Source organism: Streptomyces sp. NRRL B-24085, assembly GCF_001282115.1.
In the GTDB taxonomy this organism is placed as follows: domain Bacteria; phylum Actinomycetota; class Actinomycetes; order Streptomycetales; family Streptomycetaceae; genus Streptomyces.
This window is the reverse complement of record NZ_LJBR01000119.1, coordinates 1-15,621: the sequence shown is the minus strand read 5'-3', so window position 1 is coordinate 15,621 and position 15,621 is coordinate 1. Positions and strand designations below refer to the sequence as shown.

Genomic DNA, 15,621 nt, shown 5'->3' with positions numbered 1-15,621 from the left:
CCCCATCTCCGTCCGGTCCGCTCCCAGCCCCTTGCGCCCCCTGCGGTACGAACTCCGCCGGGCGACGGGGATCAGCACCGGATTCCTCACCGGCGCGGCGGTACTCGTCACGTCCGCCCTCACCGCCGTACTCCTGGCGCGAGTCGGTCACACCCCGCAGGCGCGGCTGCTGGCCGCGTGGCCGAGGGAGCTGCCCCTGCCCCCGGCCGCACTCGGGGCCGGGCTGCTGGGCGCGCTCGCGTTCGGCGACGAGTTCCGCCACCCCGCCCTGGCCGCGGACCGCGGCACCGTCCCCCGCCGGCTGGGACTGCTCACCGCGAAACTCGTGGTCGCCGCCGTCACCGCGCTGGGGCTGGCCTTCCTCACGGTGGGCTGCGACGCCGAAGTGCTCTACCTCGTCTACGGACGGGAACTCACGGAAGTTCCCGCGGACTGGTTGTCACTGAGCGCGAGTTGGTCCGGGCTCGTCGTCGGATGCGCCTGGGCCGGCGTCCTGGCCGCCGGCCTCTTCCGGTCCACGACGGCGGGGCTCGCCGCGGTGGTCGCCGTGCCCGTTCTCGTCGTACCCCTGGTACGCAAGGCGTTGGAAGGGGCGTCGGTGCGAGTGGCGGCGGGGCTTCCCGCGCGGCTGCGCGAGGTCTTCCTTCTGCAGTGGCCCTTCGGTGGAGAGCGTTATCTCACCGGGGTGGTGCGGGTGATCGCCCAACCCGTGGGCGGAGCACTGACGTTGTCCCTGACCGCCCTGCTGTGCGCATATCTGCTCACCACCCTGCGGAGCAGGGTCCGATGACGACCGTCCGTGCGCTTCCGATCCCGAACCTGCGCACAACTTCGCGACGAAAGCGCATTTCTTTCCGATAAGGCGTCAATTGCGACGGGGTGAGCGATCACCCTTTCGTGTGCTTTTCACCAAAGACCTCAAGGGAGTTGGGGGCGGCGCCGACAAAGGATCCGTGAGTACCCTTGCGCACACCATGATGACCGCCGCCCGCTCCGCCGACTCTGGTCTGGCCGGCCCGGGCGATCTCGACCGCTACCCCTACGCCGAGGCCCCGGCCGCAGGCCGCGTCGGAGCCCCCGTCTGGGACGGCTCGGACCCGGAGCTTGGCCGCGTGGGCCGACGGGCCGCGGGCAGCCGCGGGCGCGGACTGCACGGCCAACTCGTCCAGCAGCTCGGCCAGATGATCGTCTCCGGTGACCTGGGAGCCGACCGGCCGCTGGTCCCCGAGGAGATCGGCCAGCGCTTCGAGGTCTCCCGCACCGTCGTCCGCGAGTCGCTCCGCGTTCTGGAGGCCAAGGGCCTGGTCAGTGCCCGCCCGAACGTCGGCACGCGCGTGCGGCCCGTCAGCGACTGGAACCTCCTGGACCCGGACATCATCGAATGGCGGGCTTTCGGGCCGCAGCGTGACGACCAGCGCCGCGAGCTGAGCGAGCTGCGCTGGACGATCGAGCCGCTCGCCGCACGCCTGGCCGCGGGGCACGGCAGGGAGGACGTCCAGCAGCGTCTCGGTGACATGGTCGAGATCATGGGGCACGCCATGAGCCAGGGTGACGCCCTCACCTTCTCCCGTGCAGACGCCGAGTTCCACTCCCTGCTCATCCAGCTCGCGGGCAACCGCATGCTGGAGCACCTCTCCGGGATCGTCTCGGCCGCCCTCCAGGTCTCCGGCGGCCCGGTCACCGGCTGTGACCGGCCTAACGAGTCGTCCTTGGCGCACCACGGCCGGATCGTCGACGCCCTCGCCACCGGTGACGCCGCGGCGGCGGAGGCGGCCATGCGGCAGCTGCTCACCGTTCATCCCGAGGTGGAGCGTGTGGTGCCGGCGCCGCGCGAGCACTGACCGCGCACCGCGGGCGGTGCGGTCGAGGATGCCCTTCCCCTCCTGCGGCATCGTTCGGCCGCCGAACCGTCCCCGTCGGACCCCGCAGGATCCCCAGCGATCCTGCGGGGTCCGACGGTGCGGTGCGGTGACGGTTCCCGGCGCTCTGCTGGTCCGGACGGGCGGGTGACCTCGTCTGCCCATGTCTGACCGTTTTTGTTCGCTTACGGGGTGTGACTCGGGCCACGCAGATTGGGCGTAACGCTCGCGGGAACAGCGCGATGACCTAAGAGGTGACAGCCGCGGAGGGAATACGGACGCCGTTTCAGGCGCTGTGCCTCCTCCCGGCCCCCCGCCCGCGCCGTCGGCCACTCCCAGGCCGGTGGTCGGCTCCTGTCCGCTGTGGACGGGGCCGGAAGCCGTTTCCAACGTTCCGAGAGGTTGTTCGTGTCGGCCAGCACATCCCGTACGCTCCCGCCGGAGATCGCCGAGTCCGTCTCTGTCATGGCTCTCATTGAGCGGGGAAAGGCCGAGGGGCAGATCGCCGGCGATGACGTGCGTCGGGCCTTCGAAGCTGACCAGATCCCGGCCACTCAGTGGAAGAACGTACTGCGCAGCCTCAACCAGATCCTCGAGGAAGAGGGTGTGACGCTGATGGTCAGTGCCGCGGAGCCCAAGCGCACCCGAAAGAGCGTCGCAGCGAAGAGTCCGGCCAAGCGCACCGCCACCAAGACGGTCGCGGCCAAGACGGTGACCACGAAGAAGGCCACCGCCACCGCCACCCCGGCGGCTCCCGCCGCTGAGCCCGCAGTCGAGGGTGAGGCGCCCGCGAAGCCCGCCGCGAAGAAGGCCGTGGCCACCAAGAAGGCGGCCGCGAAGAAGACCGTAGCCACCAAGAAGACGGCGGCGGCCAAGAAGACGACCGCCAAGAAGGACGACGCCGAGGCCATCGAGGAAGAGGTCCTCGAAGAGATCAAGCCCGGCGAAGAGGAAGAGGAGGGGGCCGAGAACAAGGGCTTCGTCCTCTCCGACGACGACGAGGACGACGCGCCGGCCCAGCAGGTCGCCGTGGCCGGTGCCACCGCGGACCCGGTCAAGGACTACCTCAAGCAGATCGGCAAGGTCCCGCTGCTCAACGCCGAGCAGGAGGTCGAACTCGCCAAGCGCATCGAGGCCGGTCTGTTCGCCGAGGACAAGCTCGCCAACGCCGACAAGCTCGCCCCCAAGCTCAAGCGCGAGCTGGAGATCATCGCCGAGGACGGCCGTCGCGCCAAGAACCACCTCCTGGAGGCCAACCTCCGTCTGGTGGTCTCCCTGGCCAAGCGCTACACCGGCCGCGGCATGCTCTTCCTGGACCTCATCCAGGAGGGCAACCTCGGTCTGATCCGCGCGGTCGAGAAGTTCGACTACACCAAGGGCTACAAGTTCTCCACGTACGCCACCTGGTGGATCCGTCAGGCGATCACCCGCGCCATGGCCGACCAGGCCCGCACCATCCGTATCCCGGTGCACATGGTCGAGGTCATCAACAAGCTCGCGCGTGTGCAGCGCCAGATGCTCCAGGACCTGGGCCGCGAGCCCACCCCGGAGGAGCTGGCCAAGGAACTCGACATGACCCCGGAGAAGGTCATCGAGGTCCAGAAGTACGGCCGTGAGCCCATCTCGCTGCACACCCCGCTGGGCGAGGACGGCGACAGCGAGTTCGGTGACCTCATCGAGGACTCCGAGGCCGTCGTCCCGGCCGACGCGGTCAGCTTCACGCTCCTCCAGGAGCAGCTGCACTCGGTCCTCGACACCCTGTCGGAGCGTGAGGCGGGCGTCGTCTCGATGCGTTTCGGTCTCACCGACGGTCAGCCGAAGACCCTCGACGAGATCGGCAAGGTCTACGGCGTCACGCGTGAGCGCATCCGCCAGATCGAGTCGAAGACCATGTCGAAGCTGCGTCACCCGTCGCGTTCGCAGGTGCTGCGCGACTACCTCGACTAGGCCGTAGTCGTACGGAAGGCCCGGTTCCCCTCTTCGGGGCCGGGCCTTCGTGCTGCGCGCGCAGGCGCCCTGCATGACTCTGGGTTTCCGATCACCACCCGGAGTGAGGAGCATGCATGCGTCACCCCATTGCCCGGGCGCTGGCCCGGCCGCTGGTTCTGGCGGCCCTGGCAGCGGCCATACCGCTGGCGTCGGCCGCCCCCGTGGCCGCCGACAGCATCGTCGTCGGGGGATTCCCGGTCGACGTCTCCAAGGCGCCCTGGACGGTGGCCCTGTCCAGCCGTGACCGGTTCGGAGGTACGCGCGCCGGGCAGTTCTGCGGCGGAGTCGCCGTCGACCCCACCACGGTGCTCACCGCGGCCCACTGCATGGGCGAGGACGTCCTCGGGGCCCCGCCCGAGCAGGTGGGGGACTTCCGTGTCATCGCGGGCCGTACGGATCTGCTCTCCACCCAGGGCAAGGAGATCGCCATACGTCAGGCCTGGGTGAATCCCGGCTACGACCCGCAGAGCAACGCCGGGGACTTCGCCGTCATCACCCTCGCTGAGCCGCTGCCGCAGAGCGCGGTCATCGCCATGGCGGCCGCGGGCGATGCCGCGTACGAGCCCGGCACCGAGGCCACGGTGTACGGCTGGGGTGACAGCACGGGCGGCGGCGACTACGCGCGCAGTCTGCGGGCCGCACGCGTGCACGTGCTGGCCGACGCGGGCTGCGAGGCGGCCTATCCGGGAGGCGCCGACGGCACCTTCCGCGCCGACAGCATGCTGTGCGCCGGAGAGGACCGGGGTGGCCGTGACGCCTGCCAGGGCGACAGCGGCGGGCCACTGGTCGCCCGGGGCAAACTGATCGGGCTGGTGTCGTGGGGGAGCGGATGCGGGCGGGCGGGTCGGCCCGGTGTCTATGCCCGTGTGTCCGAGGTCGTGCGAACACTGGGCGGGGACGGTCGCAATGCGGCCGAGGGGAGCCGGGAGAGCGCGTGACAGCGACCGGCGGGTTCGGGCGCCTTGCGCAGCCATGAGGCGCCGTGCGCCCTCGTAGAGCGATGAGCAAGGGCGGCTGCCCCTGGATCAGGGGCAGCCGCCCTTGTGCCGGCCTGTGCCGGAGCTGGCTCGTCGTGGACGCGAAGTGTCAGCGCTCTTCTTCTGAGGCGGATGCGGGAACGGCCGTGAGCCGCTCCGTCTCGTCCTGTATCTCAGCGGCGATCTTCTTGAGTTCCGGCTCGAACTTGCGACCGTGGTGGGCGCAGAAGAGCAGCTCTCCGCCGCTGAGCAGGACGACGCGCACGTACGCCTGGGCGCCGCAGCGGTCGCAGCGGTCAGCGGCCGTCAGCGGGCTCGCGGGGGTCAGAACAGTAGTCACGTCGCCTCTTCTCTAGCTCGACGAGCTGTCGTACCAGGGTCAACATCCAACCAGCCCCAAAACGTTCCCGCTCGAGGCTTCTCCCAGAGAGAAATTTTCCGGACGGCTGGCTGCTGCCGGTTTGGCGGCGAATGTGCCGTATTGCGTGTCTGTGTGTCTTACGGTTTCGCGCTGTCGGTCAGGGGTCGGTCCTCCCGGCTGGCTTGCCGGTTGTTCATGAGGACGTGCCCGGAGCCTAAATGGTTCATGCCCCCAAGGGAACGTGATATGTACTTCACCCCATCGAGGGATCGAACAGGTATGCGACCCTGGACTACTCTGTGTTTCCGCACGAGGGTGGCGTTACAACGGCTCTACCAGGCCTCGGTACCCTCATGGCGGCTACCGAAGCCGCGCCCTTACCCATAAGGGCCCCACCTGAAATTCAGCGAGGAGCGAACCGCGTGACCGCCGAGACGTCCGTGCCGTCCACAGCTCTGCTGGCAGGAGCAGACCGGGACGGTTCCAACTACACCGCGCGGCACCTGCTCGTCCTCGAGGGGCTCGAGGCCGTACGCAAGCGCCCGGGTATGTACATCGGATCGACCGACAGCCGTGGCCTGATGCACTGCCTGTGGGAGATCATCGACAACTCCGTCGACGAGGCCCTGGGCGGGTACTGCGACCACATCGAGGTGATCCTCCACGACGACGCCTCCGTCGAGGTCCGGGACAACGGCCGGGGCATCCCGGTCGACGTCGAGCCCAAGACGGGCCTTTCCGGCGTCGAGGTCGTCATGACCAAGCTGCACGCCGGCGGCAAGTTCGGCGGCGGCTCGTACGCGGCCTCCGGCGGTCTGCACGGCGTGGGCGCCTCCGTGGTGAACGCCCTGTCCGCGCGGCTGGACGTCGAGGTGGACCGTGCCGGCAACACCCACGCGATCAGCTTCCGGCGCGGTGTGCCGGGTGCATTCGCGGGGAACGGCCCCGACGCCAAGTTCGAGGCCACGAGCGGCCTGCGCAAGGCCAAGAAGATCCCCAAGACCCGGACCGGCACGCGCGTGCGCTACTGGGCCGACCGGCAGATCTTCCTCAAGGACGCCAAGCTGTCCCTGGAGAACCTCCACCAGCGGGCCCGCCAGACCGCGTTCCTGGTGCCCGGCCTGACCATCGTCGTCCGTGACGAGTACGGCCTGGGCGAAGGCGGCAGCAAGGGCGAGGAGTCGTTCCGCTTCGACGGCGGCATCAGCGAGTTCTGCGAGTACCTGGCCACCGACAAGCCGGTCAACGACGTCCTCCGCTTCTCCGGCCAGGGCACCTTCAAGGAGACCGTCCCGGTCCTCGACGACCACGGCCAGATGACGCCCACCGAGGTCACCCGCGAACTCGGCGTGGACGTCGCGATGCGCTGGGGCACCGGCTACGACACGACCCTGCGGTCGTTCGTCAACATCATCGCCACACCCAAGGGCGGCACCCATGTCGCCGGCTTCGAGCAGGCCGTCACCAAGACGATGAACGAGGTGCTGCGCGCCAAGAAGCTGCTGCGCGTCGCCGAGGACGACATCGTCAAGGACGACGCCCTGGAGGGCCTGACCGCGGTCGTCACCGTGCGCCTCGCCGAGCCCCAGTTCGAGGGCCAGACCAAGGAGGTGCTCGGCACCTCGGCGGCCCGGCGCATCGTGAACACCGTGATCTCCAAGGAGCTCAAGGCGTTCCTGACGTCCACGAAGCGGGACGCCGCGGCCCAGGCCCGGGTCGTCATGGAGAAGGCGGTCGCCGCCGCACGCACGCGTATCGCGGCCCGGCAGCACAAGGACGCGCAGCGCCGCAAGACGGCTCTGGAGTCCTCCTCGCTGCCCGCCAAGCTCGCCGACTGCCGCAGCGACGACGTCGACCGCAGCGAACTGTTCATCGTCGAGGGCGACTCCGCGCTCGGTACCGCCAAGCTCGCCCGGAACTCCGAGTTCCAGGCGCTGCTGCCCATCCGCGGCAAGATCCTCAATGTCCAGAAGTCGTCCGTCACCGACATGCTCAAGAACGTCGAGTGCGGTGCGATCATCCAGGTCATAGGAGCGGGGTCCGGCCGGACCTTCGACATCGACGCGGCCCGGTACGGCAAGATCATCATGATGACCGACGCCGACGTGGACGGCTCTCACATCCGGTGCCTGCTGCTGACCCTGTTCCAGCGCTACATGCGGCCCATGGTCGAGGCGGGCCGGGTGTTCGCGGCGGTGCCGCCGCTGCACCGCATCGAGCTCGTCCAGCCGAAGAAGGGGCAGGACAAGTACGTCTACACGTACTCGGACCGTGAGCTGCGCGAGAAGCTGCTGGAGTTCCAGAGCAAGGGGGTCCGCTACAAGGACTCCATCCAGCGGTACAAGGGTCTCGGCGAGATGGACGCGGACCAGTTGGCGGAGACGACGATGGACCCGCGGCACCGGACTCTGCGGCGGATCAACCTCGCCGATCTGGAGGCCGCCGAGCAGGTCTTCGACCTGTTGATGGGCAACGACGTGGCGCCCCGGAAGGAGTTCATCTCGGGCTCGGCGGCGACGCTCGACCGGTCGCGTATCGACGCGTAGGGGGCTGGGCCGGGGTCGGCTCTCCGACAGGCCCCGGCTTCACGTCGGGGCCGTTCGCTTGCCCTGGCTTCGGGCCGGGGTGGTTCTCCGGCCGGCTTCCGGCATCCCGTCGGAGGAGTCTGTGCTCCGCGGTCGCACAGCCTGCCCTGAGGCCTTCGTGGTCGGCCGAGGGTGGGTCGCGCCGTCTGCCTCTGGCCCACCCACAGCGGTCGTCTGTTGGCGGCAGCACTCGTGGGCGGTCGGCAACGGTCGTGCACGGCAGGGAGCAGCGAGCAGCGGGCAGCCGACGGTGGTCATGCGCGATGGCCGACAGCGGAGCATGCGTGGTGGCCCAGCAGCAGTCATGCACACGGCCGACGGCGGTCAAGCCCTGCCGGACAGTGGCGATCGGCACCCGGCCTCGCACCCCGGCAGGCTTGACCGCGGCGTTCTCCACCCGTGGGTGGAGTGTCCGCCCGCCTGAGAATCCACCCGTGATCCACCTCGGCTCCGATCTCCCGACCTGCGGATCTCCGTAGCTTCGAAGGTGTCGGCGGCGTCCGCTGCCGGCAGACCCTTCCTCGCTCACGGAGGCTGTGATGTCCGGGCTCGTCGACGCGTTGCTGATCGTGATCGCGGTAATCGTGGTGATCGCCCGGCAGTTCCGGGCGAGCCGGATCGACACCGACCGGCGCTGGTGGCTGCTCCCCGCCGTCCTGGCCGTCGTGGCCCTGCGCGAGCCGGGGCTCGTGGACGCCCATCACCGCACGGCATCGGTCACCCTGCTCGTTGCCGAGCTGCTCACCGGCCTCGCCATAGGGGCCGGCTGGGCGTGGACGAGCCGGATATGGACGGAGCCGGACGGCGCGGTGTGGAGCAGGAGCACCAAGGCCAGCGGAGCCGTGTGGGCCGTCGGCATCGCACTGCGCGTCGGTCTCTTCGCGCTCGGCGCGGCCATCGGTGTCCACCAGGACTCCTCCGCGTTGCTGCTCGCCCTGGCGGCCACCCTGCTCGTGCGTTCCGGGACCCTCGTCCGGCGAGCGCACTCCCTGCGCCCCGCCCCCGCACCCGCTCCGGCGTACGGTGAGCCCAAGGTCCGGTCCACGGGGAAGGAACGTGTGTGACGGCCAATGCCTGGACCCGCTGGCCCTCCCGGGAAGCGCTCGCGCGTGAGGCGACCACGCGTCCTCGGCGCCTGCTCGGCTGGATCACGAGGTCGCTCGTGCTCGCCGTGCTTCTCTGGGGCGCGTTCCACAGCAGCCATGTGCGGGGCTGGGGCGTGCTCGGAGCGGTGGCGGGAATCCTCCTCTGCGCCGCCGTCGCCTGGGCGCTGTTCCGCACCACTCTGGCGCACCGGCTCTGGCCCTCACTGGCGCTCTACGGCGTCCTCCTGGCGATCGCGGTCGCCGCCCAGGCCGCCGACTTCAGGGCCGTCGCCCTCGTCGTCTGGTGCGGCTGCGCCATCACCGCTCTGGAACGGCTGCCCATCGCCGCCGCCCTGCCCGTGACCGTGGTCGCCCTCGCCCTCTACGCCGCCGTCAACGACGACGTGTGGCTGACCACCCTGGCCACGACCGCGGGACTCGCCCTGGCCGGCTACGTCCTGCGGCTGGACGCGGAGGCCCGCGGCAACGCCCAGCGGCTGCTCAACCAGGAGCGGGCCGCGCGGGCGGCCGAGGCGGAGTCGGCGGCACTGGCGGAGCGGGCCCGGATCGCCCGGGAGATCCACGATGTGCTGGCCCACAGTCTCTCGGCCCAGCTCGTCCACCTGGAGGCGGCCCGGTTGCTGATCGAGGGCGGCGCGGACCGGGACCAGATACTCGAAAGGGTGGTGGCCGCCCGGGGCATGGCCCGGGACGGTCTCGCGGAGACCCGGCAGGCGCTCTCGGCTCTGCGGGGGGACATGACCCCGCTGGAGGAGTTCCTGAGCCGGCTCGTCGGGACGGCCGACGGAGCCGAGGCCACCATTTCGGGTGAGCGCAGACCGCTGCCCGTAGAGGCGTCGCAGGCCGTGCGCAGGGTCGCGCAGGAGGCCCTGACCAATGTCCGCAAGCATGCGCCGGGGGCCAAGGTCCGGATGCGGCTGGAGTACGGCGAGGAGCAGGTGACGCTCGTCGTGCGGGACTCGGGAGGTTCGGCGGGCGAACTCACCACCAGCGGCGGGGGGTACGGTCTGCTGGGCATGCGGGAGCGTGCCGAACTGCTGGGCGGTTCGCTGGACGCCGGGCCGGACGACGAAGGGTTCGTGGTGACGTTGAAGGTGCCGGTGTGACGGTGGGGGCGGAGGCGAAGCCCGCGCGGGTGGTGGTCGCGGACGACCAGACCGTGGTGCGAGAAGGCATCGTGATGTTGCTCGGACTGCTGCCCGGTATCGAGGTCGTGGGCGCTGCCGGGGACGGCGAGGAGGCGGTGGGGCTCGTCGCCGAACTCGCCCCGGACGTGGTGCTGATGGACCTGCGCATGCCCCGCTGCGACGGAGTGGAGGCGACCCGGAGGATCCGGACCGAGTATCCGGGGACGCAGGTCGTGGTGCTGACGACGTTCGGGGACGACGAGTCGCTGTTCCCCGCGCTCAAGGCGGGGGCCCGCGGATATCTCACCAAGGACGCGGGAGGCGAGGAGATCGTGCGGGCGGTGCAGAGCGTGCTCTCCGGGGACGCCGGGCTGTCTCCGAGCGTCCAACGACGGCTGCTGGAGCGGCTGTCGGACCCCGAGCCCCCGCAGCCGGTCCCTGCGGAGGCGCCCGACGGGCTCACCGCCCGGGAGGTCGAGGTGCTGGCGCTGATCGCCGAAGGGCTGACCAATCAGGAGATCGCCCGCGAGCTGCATGTCTCCACCGCCACGGTGAAGACCCACATCAACAACCTCTTCGCCAAGACGGGCATCAAGGACCGTGCGCAGGCGGTGCGTTACGCCTATGCGAACGGGCTTGTAAGGCCACCGACGGGAGGAATCACCTGATGGGGTGAAGAGCGCTGGGAAGAAGAGTCGGGGATCTTCCCGTTCTGTCCATCCTTGGGCATGCAGTCAAGCAACGCTCGTCCCCGCGGAAGCGGGGGTGATGCCGAGAGTCCGGCCGAGAACCACGACGGTCACGACGTGACCCGCGCCGACGCGTCCGCCGGGGTCCGGTACGACGACCCCTGGTACGACGAACTCGCCTCCGGCTGGGGCGAGACGGCCGGGGACGGCACCTCCGTGGTCCCGGTCCCGACGGCACGTGAGGCGCGCGAGGAGCGGGCGGCCGCGGCGGCCGACGTCTACCTCGAGGTGCAGCGCAGCGCGGCCTTCCAGGAGGTGCGCAGCAGGTACCGGAGGTTCGTGGTGCCGGCGGGCATCGGGTTCTTCGCCTGGTACGTGGCGTACGTCGTGACGGCGACGAGCGCACCGGGACTGATGGCACGGCCGGTGGCCGGCGCGGTGAACGTGGCGATGCTCGCGGGACTCGGGCAGTTCCTCACCACCTTCCTGCTGACCTGGGCCTACGCCCGGCACGCGAGGCTGCGCCGGGACCGGGCCGCCCTCGAACTGCGGTGGGACACCCAGGAACTGACGCGCACGGCCCGGGGCGGTGCGTCGTCGTGACCGGGGACCACCAGACTCTGGCGCTGCTGCTGTTCAGCGCGTTCGTCGCGGTCACGCTGGGGATCACGACATGGGTGAGCCGCCACCGGCACGGTTCGGCGGAGGAGTTCTATGCGGGCGGGCGTTTGTTCTCGCCGATGGAGAATGGTTTTGCCATCGCGGGCGACTACATGTCGGCCGCGTCCTTCCTGGGCATCTCCGGACTCATCGCGCTCTTCGGGTACGACGGGATGCTCTACTCGGTGGGCTTCCTCGTGGCCTGGCTGGTGGTGCTGTTCCTCGTCGCCGAACTGGTGCGCAACTGCGGGCGGTTCACGCTCGCCGACGTGGTCGCCGCGCGGATGAGCGAGCGTCCGGTGCGGATCGCGGCGGGAACTTCCTCGGTCACCGTGTCCGTTCTCTACCTGGTGGCCCAGATGGTGGGCGCGGGCAGCCTGGTCGCGCTGCTGCTCGGAGGCACCAGCGAGGCGGCCCAGTCCTGGACGGTCATCGCCGTCGGAGCCCTCATGGTGATCTACGTGTCCCTGGGCGGGATGCGGGCGACGACCTGGATCCAGATCGTCAAGGCGGTCCTGCTGCTCGGTGGGACGGTCGCGTTGACGGTGCTCGTGTTGGTGCGCTTCCACGGTGACATCGACCAGTTGCTGCTCACGGCGGCGGAGCGCAGCGGCCACGGCCGGTCGTTCCTGGCACCTGGGCTGAAGTACGGCGGTGACTGGACCGCCCGCCTCGACTTCATCAGCCTGGGGCTCGCGCTCGTGCTCGGCACGGCGGGGCTGCCGCACATCCTGTCCCGTTTCTACACCGTGCCCACGGCACGCGCCGCACGGCGTTCGGTGGTGTGGTCGATCGGGCTCATCGGCGGCTTCTACCTGATGACGATCGTCCTCGGGTTCGGTGCCGCGGCGATCGTGGGACCCGAGACGGTCCGAGGATCGAACGCCGCGGGCAACACCGCGGTCCCCCTCCTGGCCCTCGACCTGGGCGGCGGCGCCGACTCCACGGGAGGAACGGTTCTGTTCGCGATCGTCGCCGCCGTCGCCTTCGCGACGATCCTCGCCGTCGTCGCCGGGATCACTCTCGCCTCGTCCGCCTCCGTCGCGCACGACCTGTACGCCTCGCTACGGCGCCGAAGGGCCAAGCCCCGCAGCGAGGTCGCCGTGGCCAGGACCGCCGCCGTGGGGATCGGAGTGATCGCGATCGCCCTCGGCCTGCTGGCCCGCGACCTCAACGTCGCCTTCCTGGTGGGCCTCGCCTTCGCCGTCGCCGCTTCCGCGAACCTGCCCGTGCTGCTGTACTCGCTGTTCTGGCGCGGGTTCACCACCCGGGGGGCCGTCTGGTCCGTCTACGGCGGACTGATCCCGGCGATGGCCCTGGTGCTGCTGTCACCCGTGGTGTCCGGCAGCCCCGAGTCCCTCTTCCCGGGCGTCGACTTCCAGTACTTCCCGCTGCAGAACCCCGGTCTCGTCTCCATCCCGCTGGGCTTCGTCGCGGGCTGGCTCGGCACGGTCACCTCGGCGGAGATCGCCGACGAGGCCAAGCACGCGGAGACGGAGGTGCGGTCACTCACCGGGGCGGGAGCCGTGTAGGGCGGCGCGACCGGACAGCGCCCTCGTCGTAGGGCACTAGGGCAACCGCTTTCGTCGTACGTGAGCGCCGTAGTACCGGACCGTCGGCGGCGGACCCGTAATACCGGACCTTCGGCGTCGGACCCGTGGTGCCGTCAGGACATCCGCCCGCGGTGTACGGCTATGGCGTCACCCATGCGTACCGGTGCTCGGGGCGTCCCGTGTCGCCGTATCTGAGGGAGAGGCGGAGGCGGCCGGCCTGTTCGAGGTGGCGGAGGTAGCGCTGGGCGGTGGAGCGGCTCAGGCCGGTCTCGACGGCGACCTCGTGGGCGGACAGTGGCTGGCCGGCGTGGTGCAGGACGCGGCAGATGAGGTCCGTCGTCGGCTCCGAGTGGCCGCTGGGCAGGCCCGGGGAGGCCGGAGCCGGGGTGGTGCGCAGGGCGCCGAAGATCCGGTCGACCTGTTCCTGACCGGCGATGCCGTGGCCGCCCACCCGGTCGACAGTGCGGCGCAGAGCGGCATAGGAGTCCAGGCGGGTGCGCAGGGCCGCGAAGGTGAAGGGCTTGACCAGGTAGTGGAGGGCACCCAGGCGCATCGCGGTCTGGACGGTCGTGACGTCCCCGGCCGCCGTGATCATGATGACGTCGGTGCCGTGGCCCTGTTCCCGCATGCGGTGGACGAGTTCGAGACCCGTCTGGTCGGGCAGGTAATGGTCCAGCAGAACCAGGTCGATGGTCCCGCGCTGCACGCTGGCCAGTGCCTGGGCGGCGTTGTGGGCGCGGGCGGCCACCCGGAAACCGGGAACCTTTCCCACGTACTTCGCGTTGATCTCGGCGACGCGGAAGTCGTCGTCCACGACCAGGACGTCAATCATCGGGCCTCTTTCCCTCAAGGCCTGGCGGGCGTCACGCCCGTGTTTCGGCTCCGCTGTTGTAGCGCGCGCAAAACGAGCACAACAGGCTGTTGCAGGCAAAAGAACGGCATGTGCCCAGAAGACTGATGCCGTGGCACAGGCCACATCTACCGTCCCCGGCCATGAGCGCAGACACCAGCCCCGCCATCGAACTGCGGGGCGCGAGCAAGACATTCCGGACCCCGTCGGGGGGTCTGCACACGGCCGTCAGGGGACTCGATCTCACGGTGGGGCGTGGGGAGTTCGTGGCGGTCGTCGGGCCCACGGGCTGTGGCAAGTCGACGACGTTGACGCTGGTCAGCGGGCTGGAGGAGCCCTCCGAGGGGGAGGTCCTGGTCGTCGGTGAGCCGGTCCGCGGAGTCGGTGACAAGGTCGGTTTCGTTTTCCAGCAGGACGCCACCTTCCCCTGGCGCACGGTCCTGTCCAACGTCATGGCCGGCCCGCGCTTCCGCGGGGTGCCGAAGGCGGAGGCCAGGCAGAAGGCGCGGGAATGGCTGGCCCGGGTCGGGCTCGCGGCCTTCGAGGACCGCTATCCCCATCAGCTCTCCGGAGGCCAGCGCAAGCGGGTCGCGCTCGCCGCGACCTTCGTCAACGACCCCGAGATCCTGCTCATGGATGAGCCGTTCTCCGCGCTCGACGTGCAGACCCGGGCCCTGATGTCCGACGAGCTCCTCGAACTGTGGGAGGGCACGGGCGCCTCCGTCGTCTTCGTCACCCACGACCTGGAGGAGTCCATCGCGCTGGCCGACAAGGTCGTCGTGATGACGGCCGGCCCCGCCACGGTCAAGCAGGTCTTCGAGATCGACCTGCCGAGGCCGCGCAAGGTCGAGTCGGTGCGTCTGGAGCCGCGGTTCATCGAGATCTACCGCGAGATCTGGCAGTCCCTCGGCGAAGAGGTCCGCATCACGCGCGAGAGGGGTGCCGCCCATGTCGCCTGACGTCATGCCCGAGGCCCAGGTCGCGCCGACCATGGCAGACCCCGGCAGCAAGACCGACCGCGCGCACTCACGCGCGCGTGCCGCCCGCAGGCGCCGGATCGTCGTCGGCGCGTCCCGCGTGCTGCTCCTGGTGGCCGTCCTGGGCCTGTGGGAAGTGCTCTCCCGGGCCGAGGTCATCGATCCCTTCAACTTCTCCATGCCCTCGAAGATCTGGGACCAGATCTGGACCTGGGTGACGCACGGGACCGCGCTCGGCTCGTTGGGCGAACAGATCTGGTACACGCTGTACGAGGCGCTGCTGGGCTGGGTCGTCGGCGTGGTGGCGGGTGTGGTGTTCGGTATCGCGCTGGGGCGGATCACCTTGCTGGCGGACGTACTTGGTCCATACATCAAGGTGCTCAACTCGATACCGAGGATCGTCCTCGCGCCCATCTTCGTGATCTGGTTCGGACTCGGACCGGCCTCCAAGGTGGCCTCGGCCGTCGTCCTGGTCTTCTTCCCGGTCTTCTTCAACGCCTTCCAGGGCGCTCGCGAGGTCGACCGCAACCTGGTCGCCAACGCCCGCATCCTTGGCGCGAGCGACCGGAGGGTGACGCTCCAGGTCGTCATCCCGTCCGCGACCTCGTGGATCTTCACCAGCCTGCACGTCAGCTTCGGCTTCGCCCTCATCGGCGCGATCGTCGGCGAGTACATCGGCGCCACCAAGGGCATCGGCCTGCTCGTCGCCCAGTCACAGGGCACCTTCAACGCGGCCGGTGTGTACGCCGCGATGGTCATCCTCGCCGTCGTCGCACTCCTCGCCGAAGGGCTGCTCACCTTCGCCGAGCGCCGCATCTTCCGCTGGAAGCCGACGAGTTCCGACGACTGAGCCGTCCACGAGGCCCCGCCCAGCGCCCTCCCAGCTCC

Annotated in this window: 13 protein-coding genes and 1 pseudogene; 12 read left to right on the top strand and 2 right to left on the bottom strand. The window is 69.9% G+C overall.

Translation table 11 applies throughout. The annotated features are described in order from the left end of the window. The 4 genes and pseudogenes from AOJ26_RS15240 to AOJ26_RS15225 all read left to right on the top strand — a co-directional run. Positions 1-790 (top strand): annotated as a pseudogene (locus tag AOJ26_RS15240) (ABC transporter ATP-binding protein); the annotation flags it as partial. A gap of 163 nt (positions 791-953) precedes the next feature. Beyond that, the gene (locus tag AOJ26_RS15235) at positions 954-1,841 is read left to right on the top strand and encodes a FadR/GntR family transcriptional regulator (protein WP_078959904.1); all 888 of its coding nucleotides are present in this window, start codon (positions 954-956) and stop codon (positions 1,839-1,841) included. A gap of 426 nt (positions 1,842-2,267) precedes the next feature. Next, positions 2,268-3,806: an RNA polymerase sigma factor gene (locus tag AOJ26_RS15230; protein ID WP_053848815.1), complete on the top strand. Its 1,539-nt coding sequence runs from the start codon at positions 2,268-2,270 to the stop codon at positions 3,804-3,806. Positions 3,807-3,922: 116 nt separating this feature from the next. After that, positions 3,923-4,786 carry a serine protease gene (locus AOJ26_RS15225; RefSeq protein WP_053848813.1) on the top strand — a complete coding sequence of 288 codons (864 nt, stop codon included), beginning with the start codon at positions 3,923-3,925 and terminating at the stop codon, positions 4,784-4,786. Positions 4,787-4,934: 148 nt separating this feature from the next. Here AOJ26_RS15225 and AOJ26_RS15220 read toward each other — a convergent pair whose 3' ends face one another. Further along, complete coding sequence (locus tag AOJ26_RS15220; protein WP_053848812.1) at positions 4,935-5,165, bottom strand: DUF7455 domain-containing protein; 231 nt, start codon at positions 5,163-5,165, stop codon at positions 4,935-4,937. A 443-nt stretch (positions 5,166-5,608) separates the two neighbouring features. Here AOJ26_RS15220 and AOJ26_RS15215 point away from each other — a divergent pair, with 443 nt between their 5' ends. The 6 genes from AOJ26_RS15215 (at position 5,609) to AOJ26_RS15190 (ending at position 12,885) form a co-directional block, all read left to right on the top strand. Then, positions 5,609-7,732 carry a DNA gyrase/topoisomerase IV subunit B gene (locus AOJ26_RS15215; protein WP_053848811.1) on the top strand — a complete coding sequence of 708 codons (2,124 nt, stop codon included), beginning with the start codon at positions 5,609-5,611 and terminating at the stop codon, positions 7,730-7,732. A 578-nt stretch (positions 7,733-8,310) separates the two neighbouring features. Further along, on the top strand, positions 8,311-8,835 hold the full coding sequence (locus AOJ26_RS15210) for a DUF1453 family protein (RefSeq protein ID WP_053848810.1): 525 nt from the start codon (positions 8,311-8,313) through the stop codon (positions 8,833-8,835). Continuing rightward, positions 8,832-9,983, top strand: a complete 1,152-nt coding sequence (locus AOJ26_RS15205; protein ID WP_053848809.1) for a sensor histidine kinase — start codon at positions 8,832-8,834, stop codon at positions 9,981-9,983. The genes AOJ26_RS15210 and AOJ26_RS15205 overlap by 4 nt, the downstream gene beginning before the upstream one ends. Continuing rightward, the gene (locus AOJ26_RS15200) at positions 9,980-10,672 is read left to right on the top strand and encodes a response regulator transcription factor (protein WP_053848808.1); all 693 of its coding nucleotides are present in this window, start codon (positions 9,980-9,982) and stop codon (positions 10,670-10,672) included. Before AOJ26_RS15205 ends, AOJ26_RS15200 begins: the two co-directional genes overlap by 4 nt. A gap of 60 nt (positions 10,673-10,732) precedes the next feature. Next, positions 10,733-11,296 carry a DUF485 domain-containing protein gene (locus tag AOJ26_RS15195; protein ID WP_078959903.1) on the top strand — a complete coding sequence of 188 codons (564 nt, stop codon included), beginning with the start codon at positions 10,733-10,735 and terminating at the stop codon, positions 11,294-11,296. Then, positions 11,293-12,885, top strand: coding sequence for a cation acetate symporter (locus tag AOJ26_RS15190; RefSeq protein WP_053848806.1), 1,593 nt, complete (start codon positions 11,293-11,295; stop codon positions 12,883-12,885). The genes AOJ26_RS15195 and AOJ26_RS15190 overlap by 4 nt, the downstream gene beginning before the upstream one ends. A 160-nt stretch (positions 12,886-13,045) precedes the next feature. Here the strand turns inward: AOJ26_RS15190 and AOJ26_RS15185 are convergent, their stop codons facing one another. Further along, on the bottom strand, positions 13,046-13,738 hold the full coding sequence (locus AOJ26_RS15185; protein ID WP_053848805.1) for a response regulator: 693 nt from the start codon (positions 13,736-13,738) through the stop codon (positions 13,046-13,048). A gap of 161 nt (positions 13,739-13,899) precedes the next feature. Here AOJ26_RS15185 and AOJ26_RS15180 point away from each other — a divergent pair, with 161 nt between their 5' ends. Together AOJ26_RS15180 and AOJ26_RS15175 are read left to right on the top strand one after the other, a co-directional pair. After that, the gene (locus AOJ26_RS15180) at positions 13,900-14,715 is read left to right on the top strand and encodes an ABC transporter ATP-binding protein (RefSeq protein ID WP_053848804.1); all 816 of its coding nucleotides are present in this window, start codon (positions 13,900-13,902) and stop codon (positions 14,713-14,715) included. Beyond that, positions 14,705-15,583, top strand: coding sequence for an ABC transporter permease (locus AOJ26_RS15175; RefSeq protein ID WP_053848803.1), 879 nt, complete (start codon positions 14,705-14,707; stop codon positions 15,581-15,583). Before AOJ26_RS15180 ends, AOJ26_RS15175 begins: the two co-directional genes overlap by 11 nt. The last annotated feature ends 38 nt before the right edge of the window (positions 15,584-15,621 follow it).

What these genes read in the sequence shown, in the direction of transcription:
- AOJ26_RS15180 (WP_053848804.1), top strand. Translation starts at nt 13,900, where the DNA reads ATGAGCGCAGACACCAGCCCCGCCATCGAACTGCGGGGCGCGAGCAAG.
- AOJ26_RS15210 (WP_053848810.1), top strand. Translation starts at nt 8,311, where the DNA reads ATGTCCGGGCTCGTCGACGCGTTGCTGATCGTGATCGCGGTAATCGTG.
- AOJ26_RS15195 (WP_078959903.1), top strand. Translation starts at nt 10,733, where the DNA reads ATGCAGTCAAGCAACGCTCGTCCCCGCGGAAGCGGGGGTGATGCCGAG.
- AOJ26_RS15175 (WP_053848803.1), top strand. Translation starts at nt 14,705, where the DNA reads ATGTCGCCTGACGTCATGCCCGAGGCCCAGGTCGCGCCGACCATGGCA.
- AOJ26_RS15185 (WP_053848805.1), bottom strand. Translation starts at nt 13,738, where the DNA reads ATGATTGACGTCCTGGTCGTGGACGACGACTTCCGCGTCGCCGAGATC.
- AOJ26_RS15225 (WP_053848813.1), top strand. Translation starts at nt 3,923, where the DNA reads ATGCGTCACCCCATTGCCCGGGCGCTGGCCCGGCCGCTGGTTCTGGCG.